At 67.7% G+C, this 16399-nt stretch carries 15 protein-coding genes; 10 read left to right on the forward strand and 5 right to left on the reverse strand.

The annotated features are described in order from the left end of the window. Positions 1–41: 41 nt before the first annotated feature. From ACJASC_RS05900 to ACJASC_RS05910, 3 genes are all read left to right on the forward strand, one after another. Entirely contained in the window at positions 42–431 is a 390-nt protein-coding gene (locus ACJASC_RS05900) for a hypothetical protein (protein WP_021692167.1), read from the forward strand. 181 nt (positions 432–612) lie between these two features. Then, on the forward strand, positions 613–831 hold the full coding sequence (locus ACJASC_RS05905) for a hypothetical protein (RefSeq protein ID WP_021692166.1): 219 nt from the start codon (positions 613–615) through the stop codon (positions 829–831). A gap of 111 nt (positions 832–942) precedes the next feature. Next, the gene (locus tag ACJASC_RS05910) at positions 943–2943 is read left to right on the forward strand and encodes an acetyl-CoA carboxylase biotin carboxylase subunit (RefSeq protein ID WP_415144345.1); all 2001 of its coding nucleotides are present in this window, start codon (positions 943–945) and stop codon (positions 2941–2943) included. Here the strand turns inward: ACJASC_RS05910 and ACJASC_RS05915 are convergent. Continuing rightward, positions 2940–3413 (reverse strand): DUF4174 domain-containing protein, encoded by a 474-nt coding sequence (locus tag ACJASC_RS05915; protein WP_415144347.1) that lies wholly within the window; start codon positions 3411–3413, stop codon positions 2940–2942. The two genes, ACJASC_RS05910 and ACJASC_RS05915, sit on opposite strands and share 4 nt — an antisense overlap. A gap of 146 nt (positions 3414–3559) precedes the next feature. Here ACJASC_RS05915 and scpA point away from each other — a divergent pair, with 146 nt between their 5' ends. The 6 genes from scpA to ACJASC_RS05945 all read left to right on the forward strand — a co-directional run bounded on the left by scpA (position 3560) and on the right by ACJASC_RS05945 (position 9110). Continuing rightward, positions 3560–5692, forward strand: a complete 2133-nt coding sequence (scpA, locus tag ACJASC_RS05920) for a methylmalonyl-CoA mutase (RefSeq protein WP_415144349.1) — start codon at positions 3560–3562, stop codon at positions 5690–5692. 78 nt (positions 5693–5770) lie between these two features. Continuing rightward, a complete protein-coding gene (locus ACJASC_RS05925) occupies positions 5771–6241 on the forward strand; it encodes a GNAT family N-acetyltransferase (RefSeq protein ID WP_415144351.1) in 471 nt (156 codons plus the stop codon). 31 nt (positions 6242–6272) lie between these two features. Next, positions 6273–7004 (forward strand): TerB family tellurite resistance protein, encoded by a 732-nt coding sequence (locus tag ACJASC_RS05930; RefSeq protein WP_415144353.1) that lies wholly within the window; start codon positions 6273–6275, stop codon positions 7002–7004. Continuing rightward, positions 7004–8017, forward strand: coding sequence for an endonuclease/exonuclease/phosphatase family protein (locus ACJASC_RS05935; RefSeq protein ID WP_415144355.1), 1014 nt, complete (start codon positions 7004–7006; stop codon positions 8015–8017). The genes ACJASC_RS05930 and ACJASC_RS05935 overlap by 1 nt, the downstream gene beginning before the upstream one ends. 9 nt (positions 8018–8026) lie before the next feature. Next, positions 8027–8401: a hypothetical protein gene (locus tag ACJASC_RS05940; RefSeq protein WP_415144357.1), complete on the forward strand. Its 375-nt coding sequence runs from the start codon at positions 8027–8029 to the stop codon at positions 8399–8401. A 58-nt stretch (positions 8402–8459) separates the two neighbouring features. Beyond that, on the forward strand, positions 8460–9110 hold the full coding sequence (locus ACJASC_RS05945; protein ID WP_415144359.1) for an HAD-IA family hydrolase: 651 nt from the start codon (positions 8460–8462) through the stop codon (positions 9108–9110). Here the strand turns inward: ACJASC_RS05945 and ACJASC_RS05950 are convergent. The 4 genes from ACJASC_RS05950 to ACJASC_RS05965 all read right to left on the reverse strand — a co-directional run bounded on the left by ACJASC_RS05950 (position 9107) and on the right by ACJASC_RS05965 (position 14848). Next, complete coding sequence (locus ACJASC_RS05950; protein ID WP_415144361.1) at positions 9107–10654, reverse strand: Ppx/GppA family phosphatase; 1548 nt, start codon at positions 10652–10654, stop codon at positions 9107–9109. The genes ACJASC_RS05945 and ACJASC_RS05950 overlap by 4 nt on opposite strands. Before the next feature lie 148 nt (positions 10655–10802). Continuing rightward, positions 10803–12971 carry an RNA degradosome polyphosphate kinase gene (locus tag ACJASC_RS05955; protein ID WP_415144363.1) on the reverse strand — a complete coding sequence of 723 codons (2169 nt, stop codon included), beginning with the start codon at positions 12969–12971 and terminating at the stop codon, positions 10803–10805. 99 nt (positions 12972–13070) lie between these two features. After that, entirely contained in the window at positions 13071–13730 is a 660-nt protein-coding gene (locus tag ACJASC_RS05960; protein WP_415144365.1) for a P-loop NTPase family protein, read from the reverse strand. After that, complete coding sequence (locus ACJASC_RS05965; RefSeq protein ID WP_415144367.1) at positions 13715–14848, reverse strand: AI-2E family transporter; 1134 nt, start codon at positions 14846–14848, stop codon at positions 13715–13717. Before ACJASC_RS05965 ends, ACJASC_RS05960 begins: the two co-directional genes overlap by 16 nt. A 212-nt stretch (positions 14849–15060) precedes the next feature. Between ACJASC_RS05965 and proS the strand changes: the two genes are divergently transcribed. Next, positions 15061–16398, forward strand: a complete 1338-nt coding sequence (gene proS / locus ACJASC_RS05970; RefSeq protein ID WP_415144369.1) for a proline--tRNA ligase — start codon at positions 15061–15063, stop codon at positions 16396–16398. The last annotated feature ends 1 nt before the right edge of the window (position 16399 follow it).

Genomic DNA, 16399 nt, shown 5'->3' on the forward strand with positions numbered 1-16399 from the left:
CTGCCGCGGATCGCGCGGCGCAGCCCGAGGACACGATTGACATGGAAAAGCACCGCGGATTTCCCGGCCGGCTGCCCGGCACCGACTTTCAATTCACGATCAGGCGCGCGGCCAAGGACGGCCCGACCAAGATCATCCGGCGCGAACGCTTTCGCGACCGGCGCCCGCCCGACCGGCGCGCCGACGAAGGCTTCATGGCCGCTCTCTGGGCGCAGTTCGGCGAGGAGCCTTTCATGCGCGGCAATCTCGATGCAGCGCGGCTGAGCTGGCTCTTTGGCCGCGAGGTGGTGCCCGCCGAGGACCCTTTCGATCCACAGGATTACGACGCGCTGCTGCGCATCGACGTCGACGTGGCGCGGCGCAGCTTTCCCGACGTCTTCGGGGCCGACGAGGACGAGGATGACGCCGAGGACGAGGGCGAGGGCTGGTGAAGGCCGATCACGCCGGGGAGGGCGTCGAATATCCGGCGCGGGTAGTGGCGGGTTGCCGCCCATGCCTTGGCTGTGATGCCGACCGCGCCCGGCGGGGCATCGCTCTCACTTGCGCAGACCCCTGCGAAGTGGCACTGACAGCGTCATCTGGGGCACAACCATTCATTTTCGGAGACCAAGAATGGCATCCACGTTCAAACTCTTCGGCGCGCTCGGCGTCGCCGCTACTCTGGCCGCCTGTGGCGCCACCCCCGGTGAGCGCGCCGCGACCGGCGCCCTCACCGGCGCCGCTGTCGCGCAGGTCGCCGGCGAGAGCGCCGTCAACGGCGCGCTCATCGGTGGTGCGATCGGCGGCATCGCGCCCTGCGTCACCAACCCGAACGCGAACGGCTGCTACTGAGCCGAGCACGCGACCGGCCTCGGCCGGACGCGCATGACATGACGGGCCGCCGGGAGAGATCCCGGCGGCCCTTTTTCGTGATCGGCCGGAAAGGCCAATGAGAGGGGCACGATGTTCGACAAGATCCTGATCGCCAATCGTGGTGAGATCGCCTGCCGGGTGATCCGCAGCGCCCGCGCCATGGGCATCCGCACCGTCGCGGTGCATTCCGAGGCCGACCGCGACGCGCTGCATGTGCGCATGGCCGACGAGGCGATCGAGATCGGACCCGCTGCGGCCGCGCAATCCTACATCTCCATCGACCGGGTCATGGAGGCGGTGCGCCGCAGCGGCGCACAGGCGGTGCATCCGGGTTACGGGTTCCTGTCGGAGAACCCGCGCTTCGCCCATGCGCTGTCGGAAGAAGGCGTCGCCTTCATCGGCCCGCCCGCGACCGCGATCGAGGCGATGGGCGACAAGATCACCTCCAAGAAGCTCGCAGCCGAAGCGGGCGTTTCGACCGTGCCGGGCCATATGGGGCTGATCGCGGATGCCGAGGAGGCGGTGCGGATCGCGCGTGAGATCGGCTATCCGGTGATGATCAAGGCCAGCGCCGGAGGCGGCGGCAAGGGGATGCGCATCGCCCATGACGACGCGGGCGCGCGCGAGGGCTTTCGCGCCTCGAAATCCGAGGCCGCATCGAGTTTTGGCGACGACCGGATTTTCATCGAGAAATTCGTCACCTCGCCACGCCATATCGAGATCCAGGTGCTGTGCGACGGCCATGGCAACGCCGTCTGGCTGCACGAGCGCGAATGCTCGATCCAGCGCCGCAACCAGAAGGTCATCGAAGAGGCCCCGTCGCCCTTTCTCGACGACGCCACGCGCCGCGCCATGGGGCAGCAGGCGGTGTCTCTGGCGCAGGCCGTAGGCTACACCAGCGCCGGCACGGTCGAGTTCATCGTCGACGGCGACCGCAACTTCTATTTTCTCGAGATGAACACCCGGTTGCAGGTCGAGCATCCGGTGACCGAGTTGATCACCGGCATCGACCTCGTAGAGCAGATGATCCGCGTGGCGGCGGGCGAAAAGCTGCCCTTCGCGCAGGCCGACATCCCGCTCAACGGCTGGGCCATCGAAAGCCGACTTTACGCCGAAGACCCGTATCGCGGCTTCTTGCCCTCGATCGGTCGCCTGACGCGCTACCGCCCGCCCGAGGAGATCGCCACGCCCGAGCGTGCCGTGCGCAACGATACCGGCGTGTTCGAGGGCGGCGAAATCTCGATGCATTATGACCCGATGATCGCCAAGCTCTGCACATGGGCGCCCGACCGGCTCCGCGCCATCGCCGCGATGCGCGAGGCGCTCGACGGCTTCGAGGTCGAGGGCATCGGACACAATCTGCCATTCCTCTCGGCTGTGATGGATCACCCGCGCTTCGTCTCGGGCGAGATCACGACCGGCTTCATCGAGGAGGAGTTCCCCCAAGGTTTCACCGGGGTCGAACTGCCCGAGGCCGAGCTGCGCCGCATCGCGGCGGCGGCAGCGGCGATGCACCGGGTCTCGGAGATCAGGCGCGCCCGGATTTCGGGACGCATGGATCATCACGAGCGCCGCGTCGGCACCGACTGGGTGGTGACACTTGGTGCGGCGCGCTTCAAACTGTCGCTTACCGCCGACCGCGACGGGGCGGAGGTGCGATTCGACGGCGGCGAGGCGCTGCGCGTTGAAAGCGACTGGATGCCAGGCCGGATGCTGGCGCGGCTCATGGTGGGCGAGGCGCCGCTGGTGCTCAAGGTCGATACGCTTCCCATGGGGTTTCGGCTGCGCGGACGCGGGGCCGATCTACGGGCGCGGGTAATGACCCCGAGACAGGCCGAACTGGCCGCCCTGATGCTCGAAAAGCAGCCCCCCGACACCTCGAAGTTGCTGCTTTGCCCGATGCCGGGCGTGGTCACGGCACTGCATGTGGCCGAGGGCGATGAAGTGCAGGCGGGGCAGGCGCTCTGTACGGTCGAGGCGATGAAGATGGAGAACCTGCTGCGCGCGGAGCGTCAGGGTCGTGTCGCCCGCATCATGGCCGAGGCGGGCGATAACCTCGCCGTCGACGCCGTGATCATGGAGTTCGACTAGCGCGTCGGTAGCGCCTGCGCCCCGGCCCGGTCGATCGGCTGGTTGGCGTCGCGTATTTCCTGCTGGCGCAGCGGCAGCTTGTCGATGGCGCGGATCAGCTCGCGCCCGGTGAAGGGCGCGGGCTTGCGCTGGGCGATGCGGCCGTCCTTGCCGATCAGCACGACGGCAAAGCCGCGCGGCCGCAGCGATCGGCGGATCGGGCCGCGCGCCTCGGGGTCGGTGTCGATCAGCACGATCACGTCGCGCACCGCGAGATCGTCGATCCGCTCAGCCAGAAACGCCATCTGCCTCTGGAACTGCGGATCGCTTGGCCCGTCGGCAAAGACCACGATCGGCCGCGCCACGAATTCGAAATCGTCAAGCTCGGCCTCGCCCACCGGGTAGGCGGCGCGCGGCTCTTCGGCCCAGCGCGTCAGCAGGTCCGGGGCCTCCTGCGCGGCGACGAGGGGGGCGGCCCACAAAAGGGCCATGAGCGCGAAGAGGGGGCGAAGCTGTTTCATGTCTTCAACATAGGCGCGAATTGCCCCGACGCGAAGGGCGGCGCGACAATAGGTGCCGGGACTGGCGCAATGTCTCGTGGCGCGGCACACTCTCGACCGGGACCGGAGGAGAAAGCATGGCCGATCAAGACCGCCGCGACGACTGGGCCGCACGTGCCCGTGCCGAGCTGAAGGGGCGCGACCCCGAAAGCCTGCGCCGCGACACGCTGGAGGGGATCGAGGTGAAGCCCGTCTATGATGCGGGCGATCTCGAAGGGCTGTCGCACCTGCACGCCCTGCCGGGCGAAGCACCTTATATGCGCGGCGTGAAATCCACGATGTATGCCGGACGCCCCTGGACGATCCGACAATATGCCGGGTTTTCCACGGCCGAGGAGTCGAACGCCTTTTATCGCCGGGCGCTGGAGGGCGGTCAGCAGGGGGTGTCTGTGGCCTTCGATCTGGCCACTCATCGCGGCTATGACAGCGACCACCCCCGCGTCGAGGGCGATGTGGGCAAGGCCGGCGTGGCAATCGACAGCGTCGAGGACATGAAGGTCCTGTTCGACGGCATCCCGCTGGATGAGGTGTCGGTGTCGATGACGATGAACGGCGCGGTGATCCCGATCCTCGCCAGCTTCATCGTCGCGGGCGAGGAGCAGGGCGTGCCGGTGGGCAAGCTTTCGGGCACGATCCAGAACGACATCCTCAAGGAGTTCATGGTCCGCAACACCTATGTCTATCCGCCCGAGCCTTCGATGCGGATCGTGGCCGACATCATCGAATACACCGCCGACCACATGCCGAAATTCAACTCGGTCTCGATCTCGGGTTACCACATGCAGGAGGCGGGGGCCGACCTCGTGCAGGAGCTGGCCTTCACGCTGGCCGACGGGCGCGAATACGTCCGCGCCGCCATCGCGCGTGGCATGGATGTGGACCGCTTCGCCGGGCGTCTAAGCTTCTTCTTCGCCATCGGCATGAACTTCTTCATGGAGGCCGCGAAGCTGCGCGCCGCGCGGCTCTTGTGGCACCGGATCATGCAGGAGTTCGAACCGAAGGACCCTAAATCCCTGATGCTGCGCACGCACTGTCAGACTTCTGGCGTCAGCCTGCAGGCGCAGGACCCCTACAACAACGTGGTGCGCACCGCCTACGAGGCGCTGTCGGCGGTGCTCGGCGGCACCCAGTCGCTGCACACCAACGCGCTCGACGAGGCGATCGCCCTGCCGACAGATTTCTCGGCCCGCATCGCGCGCAATACCCAACTGATCCTGCAGGAGGAGACCGGCATCACCGATGTCGTCGATCCGCTGGCGGGGTCCTATTACGTCGAGAGCCTGACCCACGAGCTGGCCGAGAAAGCTTGGGCGCTGATCGAGGAGGTCGAAACCCTGGGCGGCATGACCAAGGCAGTGGCCTCCGGCATGCCCAAGCTTCGGATCGAGGAGACGGCGGCCACACGGCAGGCGCTGATCGATCGGGGAAAGCAGGTCATCGTTGGCGTCAACAAGTACCGAAAGGAGCGCGAGGATGCGATAGACATCCTCGACATCGACAATGTCAAGGTGCGCGACGGGCAGGTGGCGCGGCTGGAGAAGATCCGGGCGACGCGCGACAAGGCGGCCTGCGACGCGGCGCTGGCGGCCCTCGAAGCAGCGGCGCGCGAGGATGGCAACCTGCTGGCCGCGGCGGTCGAGGCGGCCCGCGCCCGCGCCACGGTGGGAGAGATCAGCATGGCGATGGAAAAGGTCTTTGGGCGGCACCGGGCCGAGGTGAAGACGCTCGCGGGCGTCTATGGCAAGGCTTGGGAGGGGGATGCGGGCTTCGAGCGCATCCAGCGCGAGATCGCCGCGTTCGCCGGAGAAGAGGGCCGCCGCCCGCGCATGCTCGTGGTCAAGATGGGTCAGGACGGGCATGATCGCGGCGCGAAAGTGATCGCCACCGCCTTTGCCGATCTGGGCTTTGACGTCGATATGGGGCCGCTGTTCCAGACGCCCGAGGAGGCCGCGCAGGATGCGCTCGACAACGACGTGCATGTCGTCGGCATCTCCAGCCAGGCGGCGGGGCACCGGACGCTGGCGCCCAAGCTGGTGCAGGCCCTGCGCGATCAGGGCGCGGGCGAGATCCTCGTGGTCTGCGGCGGCGTGATCCCGGATCAGGATCACGCGATGCTCAAGGAGGCGGGGGTCGCGGCGATCTTCGGGCCGGGCACCAACATTCCAGAGGCCGCGTCCAAGATCCTGTCGATGATCCGCGCGCACGGCTGAGAGGACGAGTCGGCTCTTGCGGCGCGGGGCAGGACGCGACATCACGGTCGCCGAAATCCTTTGTGCCCGAGGCCCGCCATGATCCGCCCCGCCACCCCCGATGACGCCCCGGCCCTCGGCACCATCTGGAATCGCGTGATCCGCGAGACGACCTCGATCTTCAACGCGACCGAGCGCGGCGAGGCCGAGATTGCCGAGATCATCGGCAATGGCGATCCGTTCCTCGTCTGGGATGAGTCCGGCGTTCAGGGTTTTGCCCGCTGGTTCCCGTTTCGCGGCAATGACGGCTATCGCCACACCGTCGAACACACGATCCTGCTCGCACCCGGCCTGCATGGGCGCGGTGCGGGGCGGCTGCTGATGGAGCGGCTCTTCGGAACCGCCCGCGCTGCCGACAAACACGTGATGGTCGCCTGTGTCACCGCCGAAAACGCGGCGGGCATCGCCTTTCACGAGCGCATGGGGTTCGAACGCACCGGCACCATGCCCGAAGTGGGGCGCAAGTTCGGCCGTTGGCTCGATCTCGCCATCCTGCAGAAACGACTCTGACAATGCCGCGACGCGGCGCTAAGGTGGACCCATGTCGATCTGGACACGCATAGCCGAAGCCATCGCGGCTCTGAGGCAGGGCGAAAGCCTCGCCTCGATCTTCGATCGGCTGCGCACGCCGCCCGAACGCTCGGTGGCCTTCGCCATCGCGGTGATCGCTCTGGGCGCGAAGATGGCCAAGGCCGACGGGCAGGTGACGCGCGGCGAGGTCGCCGCGTTTCGCGAGATCTTCACCATCCCGCCCGAGGAGGAGGCCAACGCCGCGCGGGTCTTCAACATGGCGCGCACCGATGTCGCGGGGTTCGACGATTACGCCCGCCGCATCGCACGGATGTTTCGCGGCGAAAGGGGCCCGCTGTTCGACCTGATGGAGGGGCTGTTTCACATCGCCCTCGCCGATGGCGATTACCACCCCGCCGAGAACGCCTTCCTGCGGGAGGTGGCGGAGATCTTCGAGATCGACGAGCGCAGCTTTGCGAGGCTGCGCGCGCGCTTCGTCCCCGATTGCGAACCCGATCCCTATGACGTGCTCGGTGTGTCGCCCGACGACGATCTGGCCGAGATCCGCAGCGCATGGCGCGCCATCGTGCGCGAGACCCATCCCGACCGGCTCGCCGCGCGTGGCCTGCCCGAGGAGGCGATGAAGATGGCCGAGAGCCGTCTCATCTCGGCCAACCGGGCGTGGGAGCGGATCTCCGAAGGACGAGGCCGCGCCGCGACGGCGACCGGCGGGACCTCGAACGAGGCCGAGGGCCGCGCCTGATGCGGCTGGCGACGTGGAACGTCGCCTGGTTCGACCGGCTGTTCGACGACGCAGGCCGCCCGCAGCACGACGACGCGCCCTCGGCCCGTCACGGCATTACCCGCGCGCGGCAACTCGCCGGCATCGCCCATGTGATGCGCGCGCTCGACGCAGACGGGATCGTCGTGGTCGAAGCGCCGGATACGGGCGGTTCGCGAAACGGAATGCGGGCGCTCGAGGGCTTTGCCGCCGAGGCGGGGCTGAGGACGCGCGAGGCGCTGATCGGTTTTCGCAGCCACACCCAGCAGGAGATCGCGTTTCTCTACGACCTGGAGCGCCTGCGCGCTCGCCATGACCCGCACCTGAGCGCCAAGGCCCCGCGCTTCGATCTGCATGCGGGGCGGGGCGACACCCGGATCACGTGGTCCAAGCCTCCCCTGGAGCTCGCCATCGAGGCCGAGGGAGCCGCGCTGCGCCTGATCGGGGTCCATGCCAAGTCCAAGGCCCCGCATGGCGCGCAGGGGCCCGACGATCTGCGCCGCATCGCGGTGGAGAACCGGCGCAAGCAGCTCGCGCAATGCGGCTGGCTGCGCGCGCGGATCGAGGACCATCTCGACGCAGGCGACAGCCTCGTGGTGATGGGCGATTTCAACGACGGCCCCGGCCTCGACGCGCAGGAGCGGCTCTTTGGCCGGTCGGGGGTCGAGATCGTGCTGGGCGAGGGCGAGGTACCCGAGCGGCGGCTCTACGACCCGCACGCGGCCCTCGCACTGTCGCACCCGATGGCGGCGCAGCCCGCCACCGCGCGGTTCGCCGTGCCGCCCGACTGGCGCATCCTGTCGGCGCTGCTCGACTACGCGATGATCTCGCCCGACCTGCGCGCCGATGCTCCGCGCTGGCGCATCTGGCACCCCTTCGACGACCCTGCGATCTATGCCGACACCGCCTTGCGCGAGGCGCTGCTCGCGGCCTCGGATCACTTTCCCGTCACGCTCGACCTCGACCTCACTGGAAAATCCGCTCCGATCCCCTAGGTCCGGGTGATGAAACAGATTGCTCCACTAGCCTTCGCGGCCGCCATGCTGGCGGCCCCTGCTATCGCCCAGATCGATGAGCCCCCCGAGGATGAGGGCTCTGGGCTGATGCAACGCGGGGCGGAGTTGTTCTTCGAGGGCATCATGGGCGAGATGGAGCCCGCCATCGAGGACTTTCGCGCCTTCGCCAAGGCTGCCGAGCCGCATCTGCGAGCCTTGCTGTCTGAAATGGGACCGGCGCTGATGCAGGTGCTCGACCGAATCGACGACATCGCCAATTACGAAGCCCCCGAGATCCTCGATAACGGCGATATCATCCTGCGCCGCAAGCGCGAAGCGCCCGAATTCACCCCCGACATGGACGCGCCCGAGATCGAAATCTGATTTTGCCTCCGCATCGACGGTGCCTGACCTCCTCAAAAAACGGAATGGACATGCTCCCATGATCCAGACGCCGAGCGGCCCGCGCGCCGCTGTCTTCGATCTCGACGGCACGCTGATCGACAGCGCGCCCGACATCACGGATGCGGTGAACCGGACCTTCGTGGCGCATGGGCTGGAGGCGACGGACGAGGCGGTGGTGGCAGGGCTGATCGGCAATGGCGCGCACCGGTTGGTAGCGGATCTGCTCGCACTTCAGCGCACCCCGGCGGCACCATCCGATATTGACGTGCTCACCGCCGCCTATCTCGACAGCTATGCCGAGGCCCCCGTGGCGCGGACCACGATCTATGAGCGTGTGGCCGAGGATCTTGCCTTGCTGAAGGGGGCGGGTTGGCGGCTCGGGCTGTGCACCAACAAGCCGCAGGCGCTGACGCTTGCGGTTCTGGACGGGCTTGGCCTCGCGGCGCTGTTCGACGCGGTGCGGGGGGCGGATGCCGTGCCTGCCCGCAAGCCCGACCCCGGCCACCTGCGCGCGGTGATCGACGCGCTGGGTGTGACGACGGCGATCTATGTTGGCGACACCGAGGTCGACGAGGCGACGGCGCGGGCAGCGGGCGTGCCGTTCTGCGGCGTCGGCTGGGCCGCGCCGGGGCGGCTCTCCATGCCAAAGGCCGAACGGCTGACCCGCCTGTTCGACCTCGCGACCTAGTCGCGCAGCCGCACTTCCCCGGTGGCGTCGAGCGCCGAGGCCAAGGACTTGAACCGCTGCTCGGCCACTTCGCTGAACAGCGATTTCGCGCGCGGATCGAGATCGAGCGTCAGCGTCTTGTCCACGGCGTTCCAGGCGAGATTGCCGGGCACCGTCTCGGCCCCGAGCCAGAGCATTGCACCCAGCCGCATCGCCCGGCCCAGCACCTCGGCCTCGCGCTGATCCTCCTCGGACACGAGCGTGAACATCTCTTGGTAGCGCGCACCCTCGCGCTTGTTAGAATAGCGGTGCATCAGCGCCAGCCCGAGGAACACGCGCTCCGAATGCTTGAGCCCGCCAAGGTTCGCCCGTGTCGCGTTGTCGAAGCAGACCTGTGGGCGGTAGTCGGGATGCGCGCGCCAGCTCACGTCGTGCAGCAGGCAGGCGGCCTTGATGATGCGCTTGCGCTGCCAGTCGGCATGCGGAAACAACGGGCGCACGAAATCGAACAGCACCGGGCCGAAGCCCGGCATCCGAGCGTCCTTGGCCTCGGCGAAGCGGCAGGCTTCGATCAGCGGGTCGCGGTCGCGCAGGGCGGGGGGCATCTGCTCGTAGAGCATGCCCTCGCGAATGCCATAGGAAGAAATGGTGATGTCCTTGGGCTGGAACACCTGCACCAGCCGGTCGAGCACCCGGATCGCCAGCGGCACCAGCGCCATCCGGTCCGACGACACGCCGGCACGGCCGCGCAGATCCTCGGGGTCTTCCTTTTCGATGTACTTGCGCGTCTCGGCCACGGCTTCGGTGGTCATGCGGTATTCGTGCAGCACGGTGAGAGGATAGTCGCGCCGCGTCATGTCGCAGCGCGCGATGGCCCGCCAAGAGCCGCCGACGAGGAACAGCCGCATTCCGGTCTCGTTCTGCATCTCGTCGTGGATCTGCTCGATCGTGGTCTTGATATAGGCATCGAGACCCTTCTCGCCGCCCTTGACCTCCTTGAGCTTCAAGGGCCCCAGCGCCGATGTCAGGCGACGGCCGACGCGGCCCTCGGCGATGTCGGCAAGCTCCATCGACGAGCCGCCGATGTCGCAGACCATGCCGTAGGAGCCGGGCCAGCCCAGAAGCACGCCCTGCGCCGAAAGCCGCGCTTCCTCGTCGCCCGCGATGACATGGATCTCGATCCCGGTCTCGCGCAGCACCTCGTCGCAGAACTCCGGCCCGTCCTCGGCCTCGCGCACCGCCGCCGTGGCCACCGCGGTCAACGGCATGATGCCCATGCCTTCCGCCAGCGTGGCAAAACGCTTGAGCGCGGCCAGCGCCCGCTCGCGCCCTCTCGGCGACAGGCGGTTGGTTTCCGAAAGGCCCTCGCCCAAGGCGCACATGATCTTTTCATTGTAGAAATAGGCCGGCGACCGGGCCGCGCCGTCGAAGACGACCAGACGGACCGAGTTCGAGCCCACATCGACCACGCCGACGCGGCTCAGCGCACGGGTTTCGGGATCGTCGAAGAGCGGCCGGCCGAAAGGCCCCCAGTCGCCGCTGCGCGCGTCGCTGTGATCGTTCATGAAGCCCCCATGATCCTGCCGCAGCATGTGGCCCGGCCCCTCGCGGAGTCAACGCCCCGCATCGGGCGCGGTCTTAACGGCCTGCCCGGCGAGGGCAAAGGAAAAATGCCCTGAGTGTTGAATCCACTACGAAAGAGTGGGCTTTGCCTCATTCGTGGGTGTGTGTGAGTTGCGGCACGTCACCCGCACCCGCCTTTCCGCGCCCCGAAAGCGAGGGGTTTTCCATGAAGAAGCGGTGGCAGGAGAAGGCGCGCCCGTCCTCGGGCCAATCGGCCCGGCGAAACCGCCCGTCTGGCCCCATGACCCAGCTTTGCGCGACATCCGCGAGGTTCGCGGCCATGATCTGATCGGTGATCTGCGCCTTCACCGTGGGGTTGGTGATCTCGGCCAGCGTCTCGACCCGGCGGTTGAGATTGCGGCCCATCCAGTCTGCCGAGGAGATGAACACCCGCGCCTTCTTCGACGGAAGGCCCCGCCCGTTGCCAAAGCACACGATGCGGCTGTGTTCGAGAAACCGGCCCACGATGGATTTCACCCGGATGTTCTCGCTCAGCCCCGCGATGCCCGGACGCAGCCCGCAGATGCCCCGGATAACGAGGGAGATCTTCACGCCCGCGCGGCTTGCCTCGTAGAGCGCGTCGATCACCTCGGCCTCGACGAGAGAGTTCATCTTAGCCCAGATCTCGGCGGGGCGGCCGGCGCGCGCGTGCTCGGCCTCGGCGGCGATCATCTCGAGCAGGCGCGGCTTCAGCGTCAGCGGCGAGATCGCGAGGTTCTCGAGGCCCAGCGGCTCGGCCGAACCGCCGATATAGTTGAACACCTTGGTCGCATCGCGCCCCAAGGCCGCGTCGCAGGTGAAGAAGGACAGGTCGGTGTAGATCCGCGCGGTGATGGGGTGGTAGTTGCCGGTGCCGAAATGGGTGTAGGTGACGAGGCTGTCGCCTTCGCGCCGGACCACCGTGCTGATCTTGGCGTGGGTCTTGTACTGGGTGAAGCCGTAGACGACATGCGCGCCCGCCCGCTCCAGACGGCGTGACTGGCGGATGTTGGCGGCCTCGTCGAAGCGGGCCTTGAGCTCGACCAGCGCCGTCACCGACTTGCCGTCCTCGGCCGCCTCGCACAGCGCCTCGACAATGGGCGAGTTGCGCGAGGTGCGGTAGAGCGTCTGCTTGATCGCCACCACGTCCGGGTCGGTCGCCGCCTGCTGCAGGAAGCGGTTGACCATGTCGAAGGTCTCGTAGGGGTGGTGCAGCAGCATGTCCTTTTGCCGGATCGCCGCGAACATGTCGCCGTCATGATCCTGCACCCGCTCAGGCACCCTCGGGGTGAAGGGCGGCCAGAGCAGGTCGGGGCGGGCATCCGTCACCAGCTCCTTGAGGTTGCCGATGCCGATCAGCCCCTCGACCTCGACCACCTCGGCGTCGCGGATGTGCAGCTCCTCCATGATGGTGGCCTTGAGCGCGGGCGGCGCGTCGGCCGAAAGCTTCATGCGCACCACCTCGCCCCGGCGCCGCCGCTTGAGCGCCACCTCGAACTCGCGCACGAGGTCCTCGGCCTCCTCCTCGACTTCGAGATCGCTGTCGCGCAGCACGCGAAAGGTGCAGTGGCCCTTGATCCTGTAGCCCGGAAACAGCTGGTCGAGATTGAGCAGCAGCAGTTCCTCGAGCGGCAGGAACCGCTGCCCGTTTTCGGTCGGAAGCTGGACGAAGCGATCGATCTGCGCGGGCACCGGCAGAAGCGCGCGCAAGGGTTTCTTGTCAGAGGCGCGTTCGAGTGACAGCGCCAGCGCGAGACCTTCGTTGGGGATGAAGGGAAAGGGATGCGCAGGATCGATGGCCAGCGGCGAGAGCACCGGAAAGACGCGGTTGAGAAACGCGTCCGACAGGTAGGCCATGTCCTTCTTCGACACGTCGGTGCGGTTCAGGATGGTGATGTTCTGCGCGGCCATCTCATCACAGAGCAGCTTGAAGATCTCCTGCTGGCGCGCCATCAGCGCGCGCGCCTCGCTGTCGATCTGGCGTAGCTGCTCGGCCGGGATCAGCCCGTCGATGGCCGGGGTGGCGTTGCCCGCCTGCGCCAGCTCGCGCAGGCCCGCGACGCGCACGGTGTAGAACTCGTCGAGATTGGTGGCCGAGATCGACAGGAAGCGCAGCCGTTCCAGCAGCGGCACACGCGGGTTTTCGGCCTCCTCCAGCACCCGGAAGTTGAATCCGAGCCAGCTCAGCTCGCGATTGACAAAACGCGCCGGCCCCGAGAGGTCGGCATCGAGCGCGACCGGCTCGGGAAAGCCTGCGACGAGGAAATCGGCCTGTGTCATGGGTGCTGTCTGGCGCATTTTTTCAACGGTGATGTGACGGGTCGCCCCACTATCGCGCCCGCTTGCCGGGATTGTCCAGCGGCCCGCCTCGAACCCGCCTCAGGCCCGGTACAGCGCCCGGCGGGCCAGCGCCCGGCTGACGGGCCGCGCCTCGGCCAGCGCCATCCGGTCGAGCCGCGCCACCACGGCGGCGGCGCTGGCAAAGCTGCGCTCGATCCGGACGGCGAGATAGGGGATCACGTCGGCCATCGGCACCAGCTGCCGATCGGCGAAATGCTTGGCCAGCACCGCCCCCAGAAGCCGGTCGTCGGGGTCCTCGATCCGCGCCACCGCCGTTGCCTGAAGCCGGCTGGCCAGATCGGGGAGCGCGATGTCGAGCCGCGCGGGCGCCCGGTCGGCGGTCAGCAGGAGCCGCCCGCCCGAGGCCGCGAGACGGTTGTGCAGATGGAACAGCGTCGCCTCGGCGGCGGGAGCGAGGCGCTGGATGTCCTCGACCACTATGACGGCGCCGGGGGCGGGCGGCGGCAGGCTTGGCCCGAGGTCCTGCGCCAGCAGGATCATCGCCTCGCTCTCGGCCTGCCAGACGCGGGCGAGGTGGCTCTTGCCCGATCCGGGTGGGCCGATCAGCGCCAGCTTGCCCTCGGGCCAGCGTCCGGCCGTGACCATCTCATGGGCGGCGCGGTTGGCCTGCGACAGGATAAAGTCCTCGGGCCCCAGCGCCACCGCGAGCGGCAAGTCGAGGCTCAGTTGCCACGCCATGCATCCTCCGGCCGGGTCTTGTCGGAGGCGGGTGAAGGGGGGGGAGAAACCGGCGGCGGCATTGCCGTGGCCGTGCCTTGGTAGAGCGCGCTTTCCTGGTAGCGGGCGATGCCGAAGCGGGCGAAGACGCCGAGCATCGCCGCGATCGGCACCGCGACCAGCATGCCCACGAAGCCGAACAGCGCTCCGAACACGGCCAGCGCGAACAGCAGCCACACCGGGTGCAGCCCGACCGAGGAGCCGACGAGCCGCGGCGTCAGGATGTTGCCCTCGATCATCTGGCCCGCCACGAAGATCCCTGCCACCGCACCGATCCAGACCCATTCGCCCCAGAACTGGAACAGCGCCAGACCGATGGCCAGAACGCCGCCGACCAGAGCGCCGACGTAAGGAATGAAGGTGACGAGGCCCGCGATCGCGCCGACCACGAGGCCGAAGTTCAGCCCCACCAGCGCCAGCGCCACCGCGTAGTAGGTGCCCAAGATCAGGCATACGAGACCCTGTCCGCGCACGAAGGAGGCCAGCGTCCGGTCGACCTCGCGCGCGAGCTGGCGAATGGTGGGCGCGTGTTCGCGCGGCAGAAGCTCGTCGATGCGCGCCACCATCCGGTCCCAGTCGACCAGCAGGTAGACCGCCACCACCGGCACCACGACGAAGAGCACCAGCAGGTTGATCACCCCCATCGCCGAGGTGAGAAGCCCGTTGAGGATCTCGCCGCCGCGGGCCTGAATGGCCGCGCCGATGGCGTCGAGTTGGCCCCGGATGGTCGAGCTTTCGTCCATCACGTCGGGAAACCGCGCCGCGAGCCAGTCGCGCAGGCCCGAGAACAGCTCGGGCGCCGTCTGCACGAGCTGGCTGGTCTGGCGGATCAGCGTCGGGATCAGCAGCAGCACCGCGGCGGCGAAGATCAGCACCACGCCCAGCGCGATCACCGCCACCGACATTGCCCGGCTGAGGCCCAGCCGCTCCAGCCGGTCGGCCACGGGATCGAGCAGATAGGCCAGCGCGCCACCCACGAGGAAGGGCAGGATCACATCGCCCAAGAGCCAAAGCAGAACGAAGGTCACCACGGCGATGATGGCCCAGATACGCGCCTGTTGCTGGATCGGAAGTGCCACGGAATTCGCTCCTTGCGCGGATGTCCCACCTATGTCGCCGCCGGGGCCCGGGCGCGCAAGCCTTTTGGGGCAGGCGCGACTTGGACTAGGCATGCCCCGCACAACTTGCGCGGGGGCGGAGCGGGACGGCGCTTGTCAGGTAGGCGGCTCTCCCCTACAGGGGGATTCGTCTGCCTCTTTGCCGATCCGCCTTTCTGACATAGGAATCCTCGATGCGCCTCACCCGCTATTTCCTGCCCGTGCTCAAGGAAACGCCCGCCGAGGCGCAGATCGTCAGCCACCGCTACATGCTGCGCGCGGGCCTGATCAAGCAGGCAGGCGCCGGCATCTACTCGTGGCTGCCGCTGGGGCTGCGGGTGCTGCGCAACATCGAGCGCATCGTCGACGAGGAGCAGCAGAAGGCCGGGCACATCCCGCTCCTGATGCCGACGCTGCAGCCCGCCGACCTGTGGCGCGAGAGCGGCCGCTACGAGGCGTATGGCGAGGAGATGCTGCGGATCAAGGACCGTCAGGGCCGCGACCTGCTTTATGGTCCCACCAACGAGGAGATGATCACCGACATCTTCCGCAGCTACATCTCGTCCTATCGCGACCTGCCCAAGACGCTGTACCATATCCAGTGGAAGTTCCGCGACGAGATGCGTCCGCGCTTTGGTGTGATGCGGGGCCGCGAATTCCTGATGAAGGACGGTTACAACTTCGACGTCGACCGCGAGAGCGCGCTCGAGGCCTATGACCGCCACATGGTGAGCTACCTGCGCACCTATGAGCGGATGGGCCTCAAGGCGATCCCGATGCGTGCCGATTCAGGTCCGATCGGCGGCGAGAACACGCATGAGTTCCTCGTGCTGGCCGAGACCGGCGAGAGCGAGGTGTTCTACGACAGTGCCATTCTCGACCTGCAGCTCGGCGAGCGGATGGTAAACTACGAGGATCCCGATCAGCTCAAGCAGATCGTGTCTGAATGGACCACGCCCTATGCGCGCACCGACGAGACGCATGACGCGGCGCTGTTCGACGAGGTCCCAGAGGAGCGCCGCCGCACCTCGCGCGGGATCGAGGTCGGCCAGATCTTCTACTTCGGCACCAAGTATTCCGAGGCGATGGGCGCCACCGTGACCAACGCCGAAGGCGCGCGCGTGCCGGTCGAGATGGGCAGCCACGGCATCGGCGTCAGCCGTCTGGTGGGGGCGATCATCGAGGCCAGCCACGACGACAAGGGCATCATCTGGCCCGAGGGTGTGACGCCGTTCCATGTCGGCATCGTCAACCTGCGTCAGGGCGATGCCGAGACGGATGCCGCCTGCGCCGGCATCTATGCCGGCTTGCGCACGCTGGGTCTCGACCCGCTTTATGACGACCGCGACGAGCGGGCGGGAGCGAAGTTCGCCACCATGGACCTGATCGGCCTGCCGTGGCGCATCACGGTGGGGCCCAAGGGGCTCAAGAACGGCGTGGTCGAACTGGTCTCGCGTCGCACCGGCGAGAGCGAGGAGCTGCCGCCCGAGCAGGCGGTCGAGAAGATCGCCCGGATCTACGCCTATCTCTGAG

Source organism: Limimaricola cinnabarinus (genome assembly GCF_047631075.1).
Lineage (GTDB): Bacteria > Pseudomonadota > Alphaproteobacteria > Rhodobacterales > Rhodobacteraceae > Limimaricola > Limimaricola cinnabarinus.

Excerpts from the sequence above, each read along its gene's own strand:
- ACJASC_RS05900 (WP_021692167.1), top strand. The coding sequence starts at position 42 with ATGGAAAAGCACCGCGGATTTCCCGGCCGGCTGCCCGGCACCGACTTT.
- ACJASC_RS05905 (WP_021692166.1), top strand. The coding sequence starts at position 613 with ATGGCATCCACGTTCAAACTCTTCGGCGCGCTCGGCGTCGCCGCTACT.
- ACJASC_RS05910 (WP_415144345.1), top strand. The coding sequence starts at position 943 with ATGTTCGACAAGATCCTGATCGCCAATCGTGGTGAGATCGCCTGCCGG.
- ACJASC_RS05915 (WP_415144347.1), bottom strand. The coding sequence starts at position 3,413 with ATGGCCCTTTTGTGGGCCGCCCCCCTCGTCGCCGCGCAGGAGGCCCCG.
- scpA (WP_415144349.1), top strand. The coding sequence starts at position 3,560 with ATGGCCGATCAAGACCGCCGCGACGACTGGGCCGCACGTGCCCGTGCC.
- ACJASC_RS05925 (WP_415144351.1), top strand. The coding sequence starts at position 5,771 with ATGATCCGCCCCGCCACCCCCGATGACGCCCCGGCCCTCGGCACCATC.
- ACJASC_RS05930 (WP_415144353.1), top strand. The coding sequence starts at position 6,273 with ATGTCGATCTGGACACGCATAGCCGAAGCCATCGCGGCTCTGAGGCAG.
- ACJASC_RS05935 (WP_415144355.1), top strand. The coding sequence starts at position 7,004 with ATGCGGCTGGCGACGTGGAACGTCGCCTGGTTCGACCGGCTGTTCGAC.
- ACJASC_RS05940 (WP_415144357.1), top strand. The coding sequence starts at position 8,027 with ATGAAACAGATTGCTCCACTAGCCTTCGCGGCCGCCATGCTGGCGGCC.
- ACJASC_RS05945 (WP_415144359.1), top strand. The coding sequence starts at position 8,460 with ATGATCCAGACGCCGAGCGGCCCGCGCGCCGCTGTCTTCGATCTCGAC.
- ACJASC_RS05950 (WP_415144361.1), bottom strand. The coding sequence starts at position 10,654 with ATGAACGATCACAGCGACGCGCGCAGCGGCGACTGGGGGCCTTTCGGC.
- ACJASC_RS05955 (WP_415144363.1), bottom strand. The coding sequence starts at position 12,971 with ATGACACAGGCCGATTTCCTCGTCGCAGGCTTTCCCGAGCCGGTCGCG.
- ACJASC_RS05960 (WP_415144365.1), bottom strand. The coding sequence starts at position 13,730 with ATGGCGTGGCAACTGAGCCTCGACTTGCCGCTCGCGGTGGCGCTGGGG.
- proS (WP_415144369.1), top strand. The coding sequence starts at position 15,061 with ATGCGCCTCACCCGCTATTTCCTGCCCGTGCTCAAGGAAACGCCCGCC.